Annotated in this window: 19 protein-coding genes and 1 other annotated feature; of the genes, 6 read left to right on the plus strand and 13 right to left on the minus strand. The window is 35.3% G+C overall.

Translation table 11 applies throughout. The features are described from left to right. The first annotated feature begins 228 nt into the window (after window positions 1-228). Both QPL79_RS02900 and QPL79_RS02905 read left to right on the plus strand, forming a co-directional pair. On the plus strand, window positions 229-1596 hold the full coding sequence (locus QPL79_RS02900; protein ID WP_285273277.1) for a TrpB-like pyridoxal phosphate-dependent enzyme: 1368 nt from the start codon (window positions 229-231) through the stop codon (window positions 1594-1596). A 202-nt stretch (window positions 1597-1798) separates the two neighbouring features. Further along, on the plus strand, window positions 1799-2548 hold the full coding sequence (locus QPL79_RS02905; RefSeq protein WP_285273278.1) for a 7-cyano-7-deazaguanine synthase: 750 nt from the start codon (window positions 1799-1801) through the stop codon (window positions 2546-2548). A gap of 56 nt (window positions 2549-2604) precedes the next feature. On the opposite strand, the gene QPL79_RS02910 is transcribed toward QPL79_RS02905, so the two are convergent. From QPL79_RS02910 to QPL79_RS02925, 4 genes are read right to left on the minus strand one after another with little or no spacing between them, the layout of a single operon-like run. Further along, window positions 2605-3018: a nucleotidyltransferase domain-containing protein gene (locus tag QPL79_RS02910; RefSeq protein ID WP_285273279.1), complete on the minus strand. Its 414-nt coding sequence runs from the start codon at window positions 3016-3018 to the stop codon at window positions 2605-2607. Continuing rightward, entirely contained in the window at window positions 2993-3421 is a 429-nt protein-coding gene (locus QPL79_RS02915) for a HEPN domain-containing protein (protein WP_285273280.1), read from the minus strand. Before QPL79_RS02915 ends, QPL79_RS02910 begins: the two co-directional genes overlap by 26 nt. A 37-nt stretch (window positions 3422-3458) precedes the next feature. Continuing rightward, window positions 3459-4229, minus strand: a complete 771-nt coding sequence (locus tag QPL79_RS02920; RefSeq protein ID WP_285273281.1) for an asparagine synthase C-terminal domain-containing protein — start codon at window positions 4227-4229, stop codon at window positions 3459-3461. After that, the gene (locus tag QPL79_RS02925; RefSeq protein WP_285273282.1) at window positions 4229-4852 is read right to left on the minus strand and encodes a TTX_0299 family putative ATP pyrophosphatase; all 624 of its coding nucleotides are present in this window, start codon (window positions 4850-4852) and stop codon (window positions 4229-4231) included. The genes QPL79_RS02920 and QPL79_RS02925 overlap by 1 nt, the downstream gene beginning before the upstream one ends. Window positions 4853-4961: 109 nt before the next feature. Here QPL79_RS02925 and QPL79_RS02930 point away from each other — a divergent pair, with 109 nt between their 5' ends. Beyond that, on the plus strand, window positions 4962-5489 hold the full coding sequence (locus tag QPL79_RS02930) for a hydrolase (RefSeq protein WP_285273283.1): 528 nt from the start codon (window positions 4962-4964) through the stop codon (window positions 5487-5489). Window positions 5490-5506: 17 nt separating this feature from the next. On the opposite strand, the gene QPL79_RS02935 is transcribed toward QPL79_RS02930, so the two are convergent. From QPL79_RS02935 to cobT, 6 genes are read right to left on the minus strand one after another with little or no spacing between them, the layout of a single operon-like run. Next, complete coding sequence (locus tag QPL79_RS02935) at window positions 5507-6463, minus strand: cobalamin biosynthesis protein (RefSeq protein WP_285273284.1); 957 nt, start codon at window positions 6461-6463, stop codon at window positions 5507-5509. Continuing rightward, window positions 6454-7245, minus strand: coding sequence for an adenosylcobinamide-GDP ribazoletransferase (locus tag QPL79_RS02940; protein ID WP_285273285.1), 792 nt, complete (start codon window positions 7243-7245; stop codon window positions 6454-6456). Before QPL79_RS02940 ends, QPL79_RS02935 begins: the two co-directional genes overlap by 10 nt. After that, window positions 7229-8281: a pyridoxal phosphate-dependent aminotransferase gene (locus QPL79_RS02945; RefSeq protein WP_285273286.1), complete on the minus strand. Its 1053-nt coding sequence runs from the start codon at window positions 8279-8281 to the stop codon at window positions 7229-7231. The genes QPL79_RS02940 and QPL79_RS02945 overlap by 17 nt, the downstream gene beginning before the upstream one ends. Beyond that, window positions 8245-8862: an NTP transferase domain-containing protein gene (locus QPL79_RS02950; RefSeq protein WP_285273407.1), complete on the minus strand. Its 618-nt coding sequence runs from the start codon at window positions 8860-8862 to the stop codon at window positions 8245-8247. Before QPL79_RS02950 ends, QPL79_RS02945 begins: the two co-directional genes overlap by 37 nt. Beyond that, the gene (locus QPL79_RS02955; protein WP_285273287.1) at window positions 8822-9940 is read right to left on the minus strand and encodes an adenosylcobinamide amidohydrolase; all 1119 of its coding nucleotides are present in this window, start codon (window positions 9938-9940) and stop codon (window positions 8822-8824) included. The genes QPL79_RS02950 and QPL79_RS02955 overlap by 41 nt, the downstream gene beginning before the upstream one ends. Then, window positions 9900-10940 (minus strand): nicotinate mononucleotide-dependent phosphoribosyltransferase CobT, encoded by a 1041-nt coding sequence (gene cobT, locus QPL79_RS02960; RefSeq protein ID WP_285273288.1) that lies wholly within the window; start codon window positions 10938-10940, stop codon window positions 9900-9902. Before cobT ends, QPL79_RS02955 begins: the two co-directional genes overlap by 41 nt. Before the next feature lie 376 nt (window positions 10941-11316). On the opposite strand from cobT, the gene QPL79_RS02965 reads away from it, so the two are divergent. Further along, window positions 11317-12117, plus strand: a complete 801-nt coding sequence (locus tag QPL79_RS02965; protein ID WP_285273289.1) for an ABC transporter substrate-binding protein — start codon at window positions 11317-11319, stop codon at window positions 12115-12117. Window positions 12118-12156: 39 nt separating this feature from the next. Here the strand turns inward: QPL79_RS02965 and QPL79_RS02970 are convergent, their stop codons facing one another. Next, window positions 12157-12675: a ParB N-terminal domain-containing protein gene (locus QPL79_RS02970; RefSeq protein ID WP_285273290.1), complete on the minus strand. Its 519-nt coding sequence runs from the start codon at window positions 12673-12675 to the stop codon at window positions 12157-12159. Between the two features lie 280 nt (window positions 12676-12955). Then, window positions 12956-13945 carry a sugar phosphate isomerase/epimerase family protein gene (locus QPL79_RS02975; RefSeq protein ID WP_285273291.1) on the minus strand — a complete coding sequence of 330 codons (990 nt, stop codon included), beginning with the start codon at window positions 13943-13945 and terminating at the stop codon, window positions 12956-12958. A gap of 221 nt (window positions 13946-14166) precedes the next feature. Here QPL79_RS02975 and QPL79_RS02980 point away from each other — a divergent pair, with 221 nt between their 5' ends. Further along, on the plus strand, window positions 14167-15282 hold the full coding sequence (locus QPL79_RS02980) for a DUF1512 domain-containing protein (RefSeq protein ID WP_285273292.1): 1116 nt from the start codon (window positions 14167-14169) through the stop codon (window positions 15280-15282). Between the two features lies 1 nt (window position 15283). Continuing rightward, complete coding sequence (locus QPL79_RS02985) at window positions 15284-15598, plus strand: hypothetical protein (RefSeq protein ID WP_285273293.1); 315 nt, start codon at window positions 15284-15286, stop codon at window positions 15596-15598. 25 nt (window positions 15599-15623) lie between these two features. Continuing rightward, window positions 15624-15707 (plus strand) — a sequence feature (5S ribosomal RNA rRNA prediction is too short). Window positions 15708-15795: 88 nt separating this feature from the next. Here the strand turns inward: QPL79_RS02985 and tmk are convergent. Continuing rightward, a complete protein-coding gene (gene tmk, locus QPL79_RS02990) occupies window positions 15796-16389 on the minus strand; it encodes a dTMP kinase (protein WP_285273294.1) in 594 nt (197 codons plus the stop codon). Between the last annotated feature and the right edge of the window lie 7 nt (window positions 16390-16396).

The raw sequence follows: 16396 nt of genomic DNA on the forward strand, positions 1-16396 counted from the left end.
GCGAGATTGACAACATAGAAAAGTTCAGGTGAAGGGATCTCTCACCACCTCAACTGCTCAGCAAATGACGGATGTAACCATAAATAGAGGCTTAAAGCTCTTGCCCTTTAAGGCATTGAGGAGATCAGTTACATAAGGTTACGTCTATTAACATGGCGACTCTGATTTTAGTAATGCTTTTTAACCCATTCCACGAAGTTCTCTATCTTTTGGTGAAATTATGCACCAATGGATCTAAGTATTAGATCTATTCAATCAATAGATTTGATACCAAGATATTGGTACAACATTGTGCCTGATCTTCCCGAAAAGCTTCCACCTATGCTTAAATCTAATGGCACAATAGTAAAACCAGAAGATCTTTCATTGATATTTCCAAGATCTTTAATTAACCAAGAGTTCTCAGAGGATAGATTCATTCCAATACCAAATGAACTTAGAGAGTTATATGCTGAACTAGGTAGACCAACACCATTACTTAGAGCTAAAAGGCTTGAAGAATTTCTTGATACTCCAGCAAGGATATACTATAAATACGAGGGTGTTCTGCCTACAGGCTCACATAAGATTAATACAGCTCTTGCCCAGGCCTACTTCAATAAGCTTGAAGGTGTTGAAAGACTAGTCACAGAAACTGGTGCTGGACAATGGGGTTCTGCACTATCATTAGCGGGAGCCTTATTTAGTTTAAAGGTTAGGATTTACATGGTTAGGGCAAGTTATGATCAGAAACCATATAGAAGAATTCTAATGCATCTTTATGGAGCTGAGGTAGTACCTAGTCCAAGCACCTTAACCAAGGCTGGTAGAAGTATTCTTGAAAAAGACCCTAATCATCCAGGATCTCTAGGCATAGCTATTAGCGAAGCTATTGAAGATGCTCTTACTAATTCCAATACCAAATACTGCTTAGGTTCTGTATTAAATCATGTTCTTCTGCATCAAACAATTATTGGTCTTGAATCTATTAAGCAGTTGGAGCTTATAGGAGAAGAGATGCCAGACTACGTTATTGGTTGTGTTGGTGGTGGAAGCAATTTTGCTGGAATATCCTACCCCTTTTACTATGAGGCAGTTATTAAAGGAAGAAAAAGAGATTTGAAGTTCATAGCTGTAGAGCCAAGGGCTGTTCCATCAATGACTAGAGGAATTTATACATATGATTTTGGTGATACAGCTGGGTTAACACCATTACTAAAAATGTATACAATTGGACATAAATACACACCTCCACCAATACATGCAGGAGGTCTTAGATACCATGGGGTAGCACCAACACTAGCCTTGTTAGTTAACAAAGGTATTGTCAAACCTGTTGCATATCATCAGACAGAGGTCTTTGAAGCTGGTAGGCTATTTGCTAAAACAGAGGGGATAGTGCCAGCACCAGAAAGCGCACATGCTGTAAAAGCTGCAATTGATATTGCTTTAGAGGCGAAAAGAAAAAGGGAGAAAGTGGTTATACTATTTAATATGAGTGGCCATGGATTATTGGATTTAGCTGGCTACCAAGAGTATTTAGAGGGTAAGTTAAGAGATTTTGAACCCAAGGAAATAGATTTATCGTATTTACTAAAGATAACTACAAAACTATAATCTTTTACCAAATATTATTTTGCATGACTTTTACATAACCATGTACAATACTTTTGTTCTCAGCGCAATTCTCTTCTATCATCAGTCAAAAGCGGTGGAGGTTCATCATCGCTGAAGATAGCCCCTAATGTTTTCAATATAAAAACCTATTAAATATCAATTTTAATTTATATGCGTTTCAGCAAATTGCCGGTGAAAACACTTGAAAGATAATGTTAATAGAAAGGTTATAGCCATTGTTAGTGGGGGTCCTGATAGCTTTTGCTCTCTTGTCATGTTTCTAGCTAAAGGATTTAATGCTGAGGTTTTTCACTTTAATTATGGTCATAAAGCTTCGAGGAAAGAGACTGAGGTTATTAAGAAGTTAATTGATAAATTAAATATATTGGCAAAGGAGAGAGGTTGGGGAGTTGTAGAAAAGCTTCACATAATTGACATGGGATTTATGAAAAGCTTTTGGAAAAACACTCAACTAGTTGATGAGAGTGTGACTGTTGAAGAAGAGTATAAGCCGTCGGTTGTAGTGCCTCTTAGAAATGTGGTTATGGTTGTCATTGCAGCAGCCTATGCATATACATTGATTGAGAAAGAGGGATTGGATGTAACATTGGTGTTGGGGTCTCAATATGATGATGTAAAGCCTGCTGAGGACTGGGGGCCAAGATATCCAGACTGTTCACCAGAATGCTTTATTGCGCTGGAAAGCGCATTTAACATATGCCATTTTAGAAAGTACATTGGCAAGTTAAAGATATGGACCCCGTCAAAGGAGATGATTAGGAAGAGCGAGCTTTTAAGAAGATGCTACAGCTTTATAGGAGATCTCATTTATAAGACTTGGAGCTGTTACCAAGGCTATGAAAAACATTGTGGAAAATGTGAAAGCTGTATTAATAGAAAAAGGGCCTTTAGAGAAGCTGGCTTGGAAGACAAAACAGAATATCTAGTTTAGAGTTTAAAATATTCACATATAATAAAAATAAGCTGATCTAGCAAATCTAGATTAATTTACGTAATTGGAACAATTATTGATGTATTTGTCCTTTTCAATCCTTTTTTAAGCATTTCATTAAACTTATTTACTAATTTTTCGAAGTCTGGACTCTTGTAAAGCACCATTCCCTCGCTTAAAGCATCTACAATTACTGGGTTTCCCTTGCTAAGCATTTTCAATGCTTCTTCCAATGTATATGGATGAGGCTCTATGGGTAGTTCTATATCTGAAAGCACTTCAAGTATATCCCCTATTCTCTCTAGGTATGGCCTATCGAAATCGGCTATAATTAAAATGTCGTAATCACTCCAGGGTTTATAATCTCCCCTAGCTCTAGACCCAAACAATACTATAGCAATAGGCCTATATTTCTCTACAAGAATTGATACAACTTTCCTTAATTCATTTGTAAATAGCTTTTTTGACATATTCAATAACCTTTTTAGCACATTCAATTGCTCTACGAGAAGTATTTTCATCATAAGCTTCATGAGGTGTTCCAGCTGGGTGAGCATTAGGATATCTAGAGGGAATGTAGTGTCTGTCAAGTTCTCGTGCACATATCATTACGTCTTCAATAACATTTAAGCCTGTTGCAGAGAAGTATCTTTGAAGCAACACCCTAATACTATGACCCCAAGGAGCTTCATTAATATAATAGAGAAGCGCTTTAGAAGCTTTTTCAGCTGCTTGATGTGAATAGAAAGCAGCGGCATTGTATCTCTTCTCCCTATGCAGAATCTCAGCAGTTTCTAAATCCCATAGGGCTTCATCAAGCCATCGCAAAGCCTCATCCTTCACAAATATATCCCTCATAAACAGATTTAACATAAATTAATACAACTTAATATATTTGTTGTTTTTATTTCTACTCATCGTAAATGGATTTACAAACAGCTTTTGTTCCCGCCCCACTTTCTGCTGGTGTTTTAACTCTATTTGCTATAAAGTGTAATCCATGCTTTTCAAGAATTTGTCTAAGAATTTCTTTACCTAACATGGATTCAGAACGCAAACAGTTTATGGGTATTCTAAAAGCTAGCTCCAATACCGATTCTTCTAAAAATGGTGCAACCACTTTTGCCCCTACACATTTCCCTATTTCCAGCTCTGGGTATCTACCATATGCAAGTTTTTCCCTAGTCTTTTCAAGATCATAGCTAACTTTATTCATCATGAAGCTATAGCCTACAAAAATTTCGTCACCACCACTACCAGTGAAAATACATTTGCAGCCATCATCAATAGCTTTACTAAGAAATGTGTAAAACACTATGTCATTTCTAATCTCAATGCATCCACCATCGCCATGCGAATCAATATTTTCTTTGCCTATGCATTCAACAACTCTTTGCACAATCTCTTCAACATTACTCGAGTCTACAAAGAGATGCTCTACATGAATGTTTAGCACCTTAGCTATGTGATTCACATAAATAACATCCTTTGGAAGCCCATTTCTGTATATAACAAGATAGCCCCTCGGCTTTAAACCTGTCAACACAGACGCTAAAAGAATTACTGATGTGTCTATACCACCACTCAAGGCTATGCAGTCACAACTAAACCTCTTAACAACATCCATCAGTCTTTTAAGCAACAGCTCTTCATAGATATGACATGGCATAGAAATTCTCATTATATCAACCTCAAAATGATGTAATCACCATAACTTTCTGTAGCAACAACTTTATACCTCAACACATCCTTGTGAAGAGGACCTGATAAAACCACTGTATGATACTCACCTCTTTCACCCAATGGATCAATACCAAGGTTTTTTGTAAAACCTATAAAAGAATCTACATTATCCAAGCTTAGCTCAACCCCAAGCCACTTACTCAAACCATTTACACAGCCAATTATTAAAGGCTTTATACCTACCTCAAGCTCCTTGTGAAGAACTTCAACAGGGTCTAGACCCCACAAAGGCTCAACAAGCTTTGCCCCAATCTCTTTCGCCAATCTCTCCATATATTTAAGATGATCCTCTATATAAACATCACCAGCAATAACAACATTAGCACCAACTTTCCTAAGAATTTCAACTGTTTCTTGAAACTCCCTACCCTTATTAACTCTAGTAATTAGCACAGGTATACTAGATAGAAGAAGAGTTTTAACAGACTTACCCAAGTTTAGAATATGTGGACTAGGCCTAGGAAATTCATATAAAAGCATCAAACCCATGTCAACACCAAGACCATATCTATAAATAGCATAATAGCTATCCTTACCCCCAGACACAAATGCAACATGCATTAGCTTCACCAACAAAACTTTTTATTTTTAACAACAAACATTTGGATAAATATTTAACTCTTTTTATTTGATAAATTGCATTCCAATGTAAAACAATTAGTGTTTAACCATGCCCATAACCCCTCTTCATCTAGGTCCAGCACTAGGAATTGGACTTCCTCTGAAAAGATTTATTCATGTACCAACATTTATACTAGCCAATGTGATGCTAGATCTAGAGCCATTTATAGTGCTTGTGCTTGGACTTCCATACCCTCTTCATGGCTACTTCCACACATTCTTGCTGGCAATACCTGTTGGCGTTGGCCTATCCCTATTCATGTACTCCACCGACAAATATTTCCAAAGTTTATATAAGTTACTTCTCTTGGAAAATGGGAATAAAAAACTGAAAGCCTTTGTTGCTTCTGGTGTTAGCGGAACTGTTCTTCACATTTTACTGGATTCTCCACTCTATTCAGATATAAGACCGTTTTATCCTGTAGATGTTAACCCACTGTATAATCCATCATATGCTTCAATAATCAACGATATATGTATTTTTCTTGGATTAATAGGATTGCTTTATTACATTGCATTAGTGATATACAATGTTAAAAATAAATTACAGAGGACAGACACAAATTTAAAGAAATGATCTGAGCATGTCATGGTTCAAATACTGTGCATAATAATAAATAAAATATGTAAAAGAACTATGTAAAATGTTGTTATGTATATTGCTAATTTCAATGCCTTGGCTATATCCACATGCGTTGGTAAACAGTATTCTTTTCCTATTGTATAGCTTCCCAACTTTTCGAGTTTAATTGATAAACAGCCAGAGGCAGCTGATATTGAATGGCCACTATTAACACTTTCTGTATTGCCTTTATCTCTTAGGTATATTGCCAAGCTCTTTTTAATTGATCCTTTAGCCAGTGGACACAAAGCTATTAGAAGAAATGCTGTTAGTCTTGCTGGAACAAAATTTAGTATAGTATCCATCTTGGCTGAAAACCATCCAACATATTTAAATGGTTCATGTTTATAACCAAGCGCTGAGTCTAAAGCGTTTGCAATTCTTTGTATTAGTGCTCCAATAGGTCCTAGAACTAGAAAGTATAGCAGAGGAGATGTAAAACCATCAACAATATTTTCAAAGAGAGATTCTATTGCTGCTGAAGCTACATGGTCTTCTCCAAGATTTTTAACATCTCTTCTAACAATATTTGACACAGCTTCCCTGGCGCACATCAAATTCTCTCTTCTTAGACAATGGTAAACATCTGTTACATGATCCACTAACAGTTTTATTGATGTAGATGTTTTTAGTATGTATACTGAAAAAACAAGCCATAAAATTCTATGAATTTTACTTAGCATATACAAAACCAATGCGTAGATAATTGTGTGACTACTAACTACAATGAACCATATGATTACACCTGCTACCCTAGTTTTTGGAAATTTTCTGTAAAGTGATAGCGACATTTCATAGGCTGTGTGAACTGGGTGAATTCTGTATAGAATGCCCGTGTGCTTTGGATAGATGACGTCTAGTGCTAAGATCGATAAAAGAATTACTGAAAATTCAAATATGTTTTTAGGTAAAAGCCATTCTATGTCCATAGCCTTGCACCAAATATGAGCATTGTAATAATTACTGAGAATGTTATTTCATGGGCAAAACCAAGTACATCGCCACTAGCATAGCCTAGCACTCTAGAGCTTAGCATATGGGTTATGAGACATGATATTGCCAGGGATGCTAACAAGAAGATTATTTTGATAAAACCTTTGAATATATGTAAATCAGCAAGCCCAATGGTTATGACAGAAGATACCACTATGCCTAAGACAATATCTACAAGCTTAACACCTTCCTTAAACTTTTTGCCCATGCCTTCAGGGGGTTCTAGGCTAAGATATGAGACCAAAGCCATTGATATTGGTGACCAAGTCTCTGAAATAATTATTGCTTTGACCATGTTTTCTAAGCCATAGAATAGACATAGTTGTAAAAGTGTTGAGTATATCCATAGAGCTAGAATAGAAAAAACAATTATTGCATAAGAGCCTTTATACCTGTCTTTAACTACCTTATGTGGATTTGCGCCAAATCTATAGGCTAAAACAGCTTCTGAAAAATCTATGAAGCCATCTCCATGAATAAATCCTTGAACAAAATAATGCATTGCAACAGCTATTGAAACTGCTACATATATTGCATTACTATTAACCATAGCAAGTAATGTTATTGGAATTACCGCTAAAACTCCTCTCAAAAAGCCTACAAGTGGAAGCATAAAAAGACCTTCAAATTTAAGCTCTCTTAGCTGAAATCTCTTTGGTATTGGTATTGGTGTTAGAAACGATAAGAGTGCAACAAAATTCTCAATTACTTTTAACATTTTTCAACACCTCAGCCAAAGCCTTAAGAAATTCGCTATTCTCATTGCTTTTTCCAATAGCTACTCTAATATAATTGGGACCTAACCCCTTAAAGCTGGCACAGCTTCTTACAGCTATGCCCATACTCTTTAAAGCTTCAACCACATACCAACCATTACTTATCTCTACAAGTAAAAAGTTTGTGCTGCTTTCAAACACCTTTAAACCAAGAGCAGAAAGAGCCCTGGTTACATGTCTCTTCTCTTCATCTATAAATTGCCTCGATTCATTTATAAATGTCCTCAATTCATTTCCATGATTAAAAATTTTTTGAGCTATGCATTCAGCTAAGCTGTTGACATTCCATGGCTGCCTAAGTGTATCAGCTCTTATGTGGAATTCTGCATTCGATGTGTATAGAAAGCCTAGCCTAATCCCTGGTACTGAAAGCCATTTTGTTAATGTTCTCACAACAACAATATTGCTAGAAATATCGGCACCTATATCAACAGGGCACTTGCTACACAGTTCCATATATGCTTCATCTATTAAAAACTTGGCTTTGCATTTTGAGATGTGGGTAAATAGTTCCTCTCTATCTATATAATAACCTGTTGGATTATTGGGATTAGTTATAACAACTAGAGATTCCTCATCTTCACAAATACTGTTTAGCTTTTGAAAATCAAGATAGAAACTATTGCTAGATTTGTCATAGAATAGAGCCTTGTATTCAATACCTAAAGCCTTTGAAATATCTTCGTACTCACCATAGGAAGGCTCTACAACAACAATTCTCCTTGGTTTTGTCGCTAGAATAGCCAAGTTTATAGCTTCACCAGCTCCAGCTGTTGGAATTAACCCCTCTTCTGAGCATCTATAGAACTTGGCTAATGAGCTTCTCAAGTCCTTATAGCTATAATCTGGATATTTTTCCAAAACCCTATCATTAATACATTCACTCAATGCGCTATAGAATATTTTTGGTGGTCCCAATGGATTAATATTAACACTAAGATCTATTCTAGCCTCTTTAAATCCTCCATGGACTCGCATAAACCCATCGCCCATTGAAGATCTTCATAAGTATCTATATCCCTTAACTCTTTCTCTTTAGTATAATCAAAGTATATATTGCACCAAGAGCCACCTAATCCTCTAAATAGCGATATTCCCACTTCGCCACATTCACTACCTTTACAAAGATTTAGAGTAGCTACATCAGTTTTACATTCAAGTGCTTTATTTAGAAACTCCATAACAACTCTATTAGATAGAAACGGTATATCTGCTGGCAAAACCAGAACTGGAAAGGATACTCTCTTTAAAATAAAGATTAGGTCTTCCACATAGCCTTGACCTGGACACAAAACAACAGCAGTTTTTTCATCACCATAATCTTTAAAAGCATTTAAATCATCTTTTCCAACACATACAAATATCTTATCAACGCCATTAATAGTTTTTGCAACTGTCAATGCCCTGTCAATTAATTTCACACCACAAACCTCTAGGAGAGGCTTTTTCATACCCCCAAGTCTAGAACCTTTGCCACCAGCCATAATCACAACATTCATAAGAATCCTCAACCAGTTATTATCTAGAATACTTATCATATATTCTACTAAGTATTGCACCAACAAATGCTCCAATAAGATCATCAGCTATTGGAGGTAGCTCATTTAAAATCCCAAGTTTATTTTCCTTTTTAAGTCTCTCAACCCAGTAATAGGATAGAAGACCTTTGAACCCATTAATGTATTCAGCAACAGCTTTGCCAGCAAGCTCATCCACAACTATTCCAGTTGAATCTAGTCTGTACTCTTCCTTGCCAATGCCTGGAACAAGTCCAAGAGCTAATGCTGCTTCAGCAAGCCTCATACCCCTTAAGAACACGACTATATTTGGATCTTTCAAAACCTTTTCTATTTCCTGCATCAACTCATTTTTAACATTATCAATGCTTAGCTGAGGTAGTGAAGCCTTTGAATATACCTCCAATGCGATTTCAATTACATCATTTATATCCTTGAATCCTAGTGTTTGAGAAACATATTTATCAACTGGTGTTTTTCTAATGTGTTTAGACAGTGCACTAATTATCGCCATAGTTGATGCTATACCAACATCTGTTGCTATTCCAGCAAATCTTTCTTCACCTACTGGCGCTAAAACCATTGTTGCATCAGATGCTGTACCAATAGAAGTAATAGATTTGCACATTGGTCCTCCAAGAGCCATAACCATACCCTTAACTTCCGAGGCAAGTCTATAGAGATCGAGAAGACCAATAATATTCAAGGGTTTGTTAACAATCAATGCCAAGTTAATTGTTCCAACAACATTTTTCTCAACATCTAGACAAGCTGGAGTATCAACACCAAAAGTTACAAAAGCCTCTGCTTCAATGCCTCTATATTTTACTAAGCTATGACTATATGTTGATACATCAACTGCCGTTAAAAATATTGATGTTTCATCATAGTTTAGGTTAATAGATAATGCAATTTCTTTGCAGTAGCTATCAAGATCAACAATTTCAAAATTTTTTGGAACTTTTTTAAAGACTACGTATCTAAGCTCCTTGTATACTTTTGGACATCCAGCTGTTGACAATGCTAAATGTTTTCTCTCAAGATCTATAACAAGAACATCTGGATTTTCAAAAACTATTCTAGCCATTATTACGAACCTCCACCAACCTTTTGTATTCATCAAATATAGCCTTCTTTAAATCATCAACTCCAAAACCTTTTATAACAGCCATAGATGCTGTACCACCAGCACCAACACCTTCCTTAACATATCCTTCTTCATATGCTCTAAGCCCCTCAAATGGAGCATCAGCAAAGTTTATATCAACATAGATAAGCGATACATTTGGCAAAACCTCATTAAGAAAACCTGTTATCTCCTTGCCCTTGTCCGCAAATATCCAACGCGTCGTAGCTATAACCACTTTATCTTGTGGAAATAATGGGTTAATTGCTTTCATCAATGACAACGCTGCCAACATTTGAGTACCTCCAGCAAGAATTGCTATGCTCCCAGCTTGTAAAGCACCTAGAGCTATACCTGCTATTGAAATATGCAAAGAGTCTCCAACAACATCGTTAACTGTAAATGGATCTTTTACATCTTTGAGTCTTTTCAAAGCCTTCTCCACAATAGTTTTTTTAAGCTCTATCGGATTTACCTTTGATGCGCTACTCACAATATTATAAGCTTCATAGCCAAGACCTTGTAGAATAGCTAAGGCAGTTGTTGTTCCACCAGGCATACTCTCACCAATTAAAACTATATTAGCTATAGAGCCAAGAATGCGTCCAACATTCTTTGCTTCTTCAAAAAGATTTCTTGAGGTTCCACTAGGCAACGCATCTTCCTTGTCAATTCTTCTGCCAACACATCTGCTTGAAAGACGAATGTGAGGAATCTTCGGCTCTACATATGAGCCAGCATCAACCACTACAAAAGGTATTTTCATAAGATGCAAAGCTGCTTTGGTTATGATTGCTGGTGTTGGTATACCTGTAGGTGTTGTTGGTATTAAATCCAGTGTAACACATTTTCCATAAAACAAATACTCGACATCAAGTGCAGGTGTAAAGAGAGTTGCCATAGGTGCTGCTCCTGCAAGTGATATTCCAGGAATAGTTGAGGTCATAGACGATGCTATAACATAAACAGCCATTGCTTTACCAGATTTAATCATATCCACATCAAAAGATCCATAAGCAATTCTTATTCCAGAAACCGTGGCTTATCCCCCTAAGCCTATGCAATTGATTAGCGAAGTGTTTTTGTAAAATCAATTTGTATAAACTCATCTCTAAACCAGCTTAAGTACAAATAAGAATGTGTTTTGGAAACAATTTTACATGGTGAAGCCACGCATTTAATCTTCATATGGACACCCTATCCATATATTCATTGAGAATAGGTTATAAGCTTACAACAAGCTATTCCTAATGTTATCCAATAAATATTATACAATGGAATTTCTTTATCAAATTCATGTATCGAAAGCTTTATAACATATCTTCGTTGAATAAATTATGTGGTTTTCCTAGCCATATGGTGATAATAGGTTGAGAATTGTTAGTCTTTCACCAGCTGTTTCAGAAACTCTTTCTCTACTTGGTCTTGAAGATAATATTGTTGGTGTAACGCCATGGTGTAAAATGTATTTAAAAAGAAAAGAAATTTCAATTGTAGGCACATACCTAGACATAAACATTGAAATGCTTAAAAAGTTAAATCCAGATATTGTTTTCATACAAGCACATGTACATGACAAGTTCTTGAGTGTTTTGCGAAGTGAAGGATTTAATGCATATCTGGTTTCATTGCCTACAAACCTACTTGATATAGTATCGAATGTGGAATTTGTTGCTTCGTTAGTTGATAGATATTGGGAGGGTAAGGAGCTTGCAGATAAGCTCTTAGATAATATTGTTTACTACAAAAGAGCTATAAGAGTTGGTTTTAGGCCAAGAGTTTATGTGGAGTATCTATGGCCAGATAAATCATTTTCAACAACAGGTGGTTTGACATATGTAGATGATGCTATAAGGCTTTGTGGAGGAATAAATATTTTCTTTGACAAGAAACAAAAATTCTTCTTTCCTAAAGATGAGGAGATAATTTCTAGAAATCCGCAGATAATTATGGTTAACATAGAACCTCCATTCATGGGAATTACGTTAGAAAAGTTTTTGAGTATAAGAGAACCTTTAAAAAATACCTTGGCATATGAAGAAGGCACTATTTATCTTATAGAAGAGTCTGTTGAGGCTAACCTAGCTCATCCAGGACCATCATTTATAATTAATACTCTTAAAAGAATTGCAGAAGTAATATCAAGTTATGAAAAGTTAAGAAAGACCTGACATTTAATTTACATATCCAATTCAAATTAAAAGATGCTTTCAAAAATCTCTGAGTATAGGTAAATAGCTTAAATTCTCATTTATCAAATGCTTCAGTGGTATATAGCTTGGTAAAATTGAAATGCCGATATAGAAATGTCTTGTTGTTTTTGGTGGATATATAGAGTTCTCAACATAAACTTTCTTAACCACATCAATTTTAGATACTGGAATTTCTTTTCTAATCGGGTATAAATCTACATAGCTTTCAGCATAATCTATAAAAAACACCGGTATGTACTTTAAGCCAAGTCTTTTAAGCGCTTCCAAGCGGTGATGACCATCTAAAACTATCATAGTTCTTGAATCAACAATTATTGGATATTTTAAATAGCCCCATGAAATTATCTGTTCCAATACCTCACTAACAAGATTGTTGTAAAAACCCTCATGAGGTTTGATAATGTCTATTGGTACAAGATATGTTTTTAAGGAGATTTTGGTTGGATCAACAACATTGTGAATGCTTTCACGACCAAATATCCTAATTAAAAAATTGATAAAGACAGGGTCTAGCAATTCAATCACCAAGTAGCTTTGCAATTAAAAACTTCATGTTTAAGGTGATAATGAGCATTTAAAACTTTTCTAGCTTTCATTTTCTAGCAGAAAAAATTAAATTACGTTATATTCTTAAGCAAAGTTAAGAAAAACTGTCAATGAATATTTCCATGTTGTCTAACTAGAAAGAACCGAAAATAGCTATTGCATTTAAGGCTTGTAGCTAAAATACAGTGAATTGTTGAGGTTTACAATAGTAAAAAAGTATTGTTATTTGGGCATAATCATTTGTAAATTTTTATGGTTTTGTGCCTAGAATTTCTCTTATAAGCTTCTGTACTTCTATTGGATTGTTCAACTCTATAACATTTCTTATCTTGGCCCAACCAACTTTCTCTAAAGCGTTGTATAGTGCTTTTACATTGTATATGCTTTGCTGAACCATTTCAATTGCATCTATGTATCTTGGGAAGAGATCTAATCCAAACCAGCCGCTATAACCTACTTCATGTAACCAGTAGAGAAGCTCTATAAACTCTAGTGTGTGTACGCTTGCTGGGAATAGATCTAGATCAGCATCAAAGAATATATCATTTAAGTGGAGATGATATAGAGCATTGTAACGTGATATGAGAACTATTGTTTCTGGAACATACTCCTTAGCTAGTTTTGCATGAGCAAACTCAACATTTATACCAACATTTTTAATTCCCAACATTCTCAACTCCAAAATTGTTGCTAATGCTCTTCCAGCTGAACCATGTAATAAGTAGCTTGATGGATCCTCCATTTTGTATTCTAAAGCAATTTTTATATCAGAACCATACTCAGCCACTTCCTTAATTGATGAAACATAGTTATTCCATAGCTTCACATAGTTTGTTGTAAATGGGAAATCAAATCCCTCTCTACCCGGCCATATAATTAGTATTTCAGCGCCAAGCTCTCTTGCAATATCGATAGCCTTTTTACATCTATCAATAGCCTTTCTCCTAGTATTTTCATTAAGTGCCGACAAAGCTCCTTTAGCCCACTGAGCCTCTTGAGACAATACTGGGGCTATTCCAACAGCCTTGAAATTATAAACTGAAAGAGTATTTTTAACATCTTTAACATTCTCTTCATTAACCTCAGTAGGATAGTGAAACTCTAGCCCAGTTAAACCATCAACTTTTGATGCATCCTTTATAAGATCAACAATTGGTTTAGCTGATTTATAACCCATGGGCGCAAATCTTTCTATACCTGCTCCAAAAACCCATATACCAGTTGAAAATCTTAACTGCATACAAAACCACAAATAACTTATTGTAATAGCTTATATAAAAATCTATGCTCTTTAACATATAATATATGATTTACATAACTTCACCTAGAGAATGCAAAAGTGCAAAAATGTTGATAATATATGTTATTTAATAATTCATTATAATTTAAAGTTAAAATTTTAATACTGTCTAAACTATCTTTTAGACAAGTATAAGTACTCTTGAAAGGTGATGAAATAACTTGCAAATAATTATGCATATGCAGATTGGTGGTAGTGACTGGAATAGTATATTATCTATATTGTTTTGGCTTGTGTTTATGCTGTATTTCTTTACAGATCTTCCACAAAAAACACAGTTTTTGAGATATGAAAAAGGTGTTGCATCGAGATTGGCTGCTATTGAGAGTCTTGTTAAGGAAAGTATATCTAAGGTGAAGATGTATCTACATAAGTTAGATGTGAGTAACATTGATAATTTAATTGGCAATTCTCTAGAGAACTATTTTGCTATAGAGCCTGTTTCCATAGAGCCTATTGATATTATTAAAAGACTTGATCACATTATAACAGCTAATGAAGATAAATACAAGAAAGATTTGAGAAATTCCATTCCTAATGTAGGAGTGCACATGCTAAATAACATAGCTGTTTCACTAGCCATTGTATCAGCTCTCTACACAGTGTTTAAGATTTTGAGACACTATTATCTCCTTGGGAAAAAATATGAGAATTGGGTTCTGCTAATGCAACTTTATTTACTGCTTCCACAGCTCGTAAAAGAGCTTATGCCATATGTAAGAGCTGTTGACACATTTATGAAGGGTATTCCAATAGGTGATTCAGCTGGTCCTTTAACAGCATTTAAGTTAGCTGGTCTTGCTCCAAGAATAGATATTGAAGAAGACACAGTATATTCTATTGTTGAAATAGATAATAGAAAGGTTTATGTTATAAAGGCAAAAGGTCCTGGAGCAACTGTTGGAAAGCCAGGAAAAGCAGTTGCAAAAATAGCTGAAATGCTTGATTACAAAGTAGCTAGGATTATAACTATCGATGCTGCACTAAAACTTGAAGGAGAACAAACAGGTTTGGTTGCTGAGGGATCTGGAGCAGCTATAGGAGATGTGGGGCCAGAGAAAATAGAAATAGAGAGAATAGCTGTGAAATGTGGAGCACCATTAGATGCTGTAATAGTTAAAATGGGAAGTGATGAAGCTATAAACCCAATGACAAAGGAGATTGCAGATGGGGTTGAAAAAGCATATCAAAAGGTTTTAGAAATTATAAGAAATAGAACAAAGCCAGGAGATAATGTCATAGTTATTGGAATAGGAAATACTGTAGGTGTATACTAGCATGTCTATTATGCAAACAGATGTTCTAACAATACTTCTAGTAGTAATAATGGCAGGTCTACTGATATACCTAGTTACAGCATCATTTGATTATATAAAAAGAAGAAGACGAGGCATTGAACAAGAAAAAACAAATTACAAATTAATAACTATTGCCACATGTCAGCAAAATGATTATACAATTGAGAGAGAATTCAAAGAAGGAGATTTTGTAGGAAAAATTGATGGTAAATGCCCCAAATGTGGTTCTGCATTAATTATATCAAAAATTTATGCTGTTGCCCAAGAAAAGACACAAAAATCTTTTAAACCCTAGCAACAAAACAATAGTGTTGGCGACTCGACCCGGCCATAGCGGCTGGGCAACACCCGGACTCGTCAGATCCCGGAAGTTAAGCCAGCCGCGTTGGACGTGGCTGTGGCTTCCGAAAGGGGCCGCAGCCCGTCTAAGCCGGGATCGGGTCGCCTCCTCACCTTTTAAGCGAAATTGCCTTGGTTATTCAAAACATAGTTTTAGATATTCAAAGCTTTAATAACAATATTAAATACTTCATCAATATTCTTAGATGCGTCTACAACTATCCAGTTCTTTATTGGATATCCTTCATTAATTAGTTTCCAATACATTCTTCGAACATTGCCTAGAAACTCCATATTCCTCTCAAATACGTCAGGCACTTTTTGCTTTATTTTTCTTTCTATAGCTATTTTCGGTTCTACGTCAAGGTATATTATGATATTTGGTTTTGGCATATCTAAGTACTCTATGATTTTTTTAGCTATTTCATAATTAAATCCAAGTGAACATTGATAAGCTATTGTAGATGTGTAGTATCTGTCTATTAACACAATATTTCCACTTGCAATAGCTTCTCTAACTTCTTGTTTTTCTCTAAACATATCTAATATATAAAGAAAAAATAGTTCTTGATAGGCTAGGTCTATTTTTGACTCCAGAAAAAGCTTTATTATGGAGCCATATATTGATGCATAGTTTGGATAAGAAAACATTTTTACTTTAAAACCTTTTTTTAGTAGATATTCCTTAACCAGATTGCTTAGAGTTGTTTTTCCTGATGCATCAATACCTTCAAACACAATTAGCATAATAACA

It is taken from the genome of Ignisphaera cupida, assembly GCF_030186535.1.
In the GTDB taxonomy this organism is placed as follows: domain Archaea; phylum Thermoproteota; class Thermoprotei_A; order Sulfolobales; family Ignisphaeraceae; genus Ignisphaera; species Ignisphaera cupida.

Coding starts and splice junctions, on each gene's coding strand:
- QPL79_RS02900 (WP_285273277.1), top strand. CDS start 229: ATGGATCTAAGTATTAGATCTATTCAATCAATAGATTTGATACCAAGA.
- QPL79_RS02910 (WP_285273279.1), bottom strand. CDS start 3,018: ATGTCAAAAAAGCTATTTACAAATGAATTAAGGAAAGTTGTATCAATT.
- QPL79_RS02915 (WP_285273280.1), bottom strand. CDS start 3,421: ATGTTAAATCTGTTTATGAGGGATATATTTGTGAAGGATGAGGCTTTG.
- QPL79_RS02920 (WP_285273281.1), bottom strand. CDS start 4,229: ATGAGAATTTCTATGCCATGTCATATCTATGAAGAGCTGTTGCTTAAA.
- QPL79_RS02925 (WP_285273282.1), bottom strand. CDS start 4,852: ATGCATGTTGCATTTGTGTCTGGGGGTAAGGATAGCTATTATGCTATT.
- QPL79_RS02930 (WP_285273283.1), top strand. CDS start 4,962: ATGCCCATAACCCCTCTTCATCTAGGTCCAGCACTAGGAATTGGACTT.
- QPL79_RS02935 (WP_285273284.1), bottom strand. CDS start 6,463: ATGGACATAGAATGGCTTTTACCTAAAAACATATTTGAATTTTCAGTA.
- QPL79_RS02940 (WP_285273285.1), bottom strand. CDS start 7,245: ATGTTAAAAGTAATTGAGAATTTTGTTGCACTCTTATCGTTTCTAACA.
- QPL79_RS02945 (WP_285273286.1), bottom strand. CDS start 8,281: ATGCGAGTCCATGGAGGATTTAAAGAGGCTAGAATAGATCTTAGTGTT.
- QPL79_RS02955 (WP_285273287.1), bottom strand. CDS start 9,940: ATGAATACAAAAGGTTGGTGGAGGTTCGTAATAATGGCTAGAATAGTT.
- cobT (WP_285273288.1), bottom strand. CDS start 10,940: ATGATTAAATCTGGTAAAGCAATGGCTGTTTATGTTATAGCATCGTCT.
- QPL79_RS02975 (WP_285273291.1), bottom strand. CDS start 13,945: ATGCAGTTAAGATTTTCAACTGGTATATGGGTTTTTGGAGCAGGTATA.
- QPL79_RS02985 (WP_285273293.1), top strand. CDS start 15,284: ATGTCTATTATGCAAACAGATGTTCTAACAATACTTCTAGTAGTAATA.
- tmk (WP_285273294.1), bottom strand. CDS start 16,389: ATGCTAATTGTGTTTGAAGGTATTGATGCATCAGGAAAAACAACTCTA.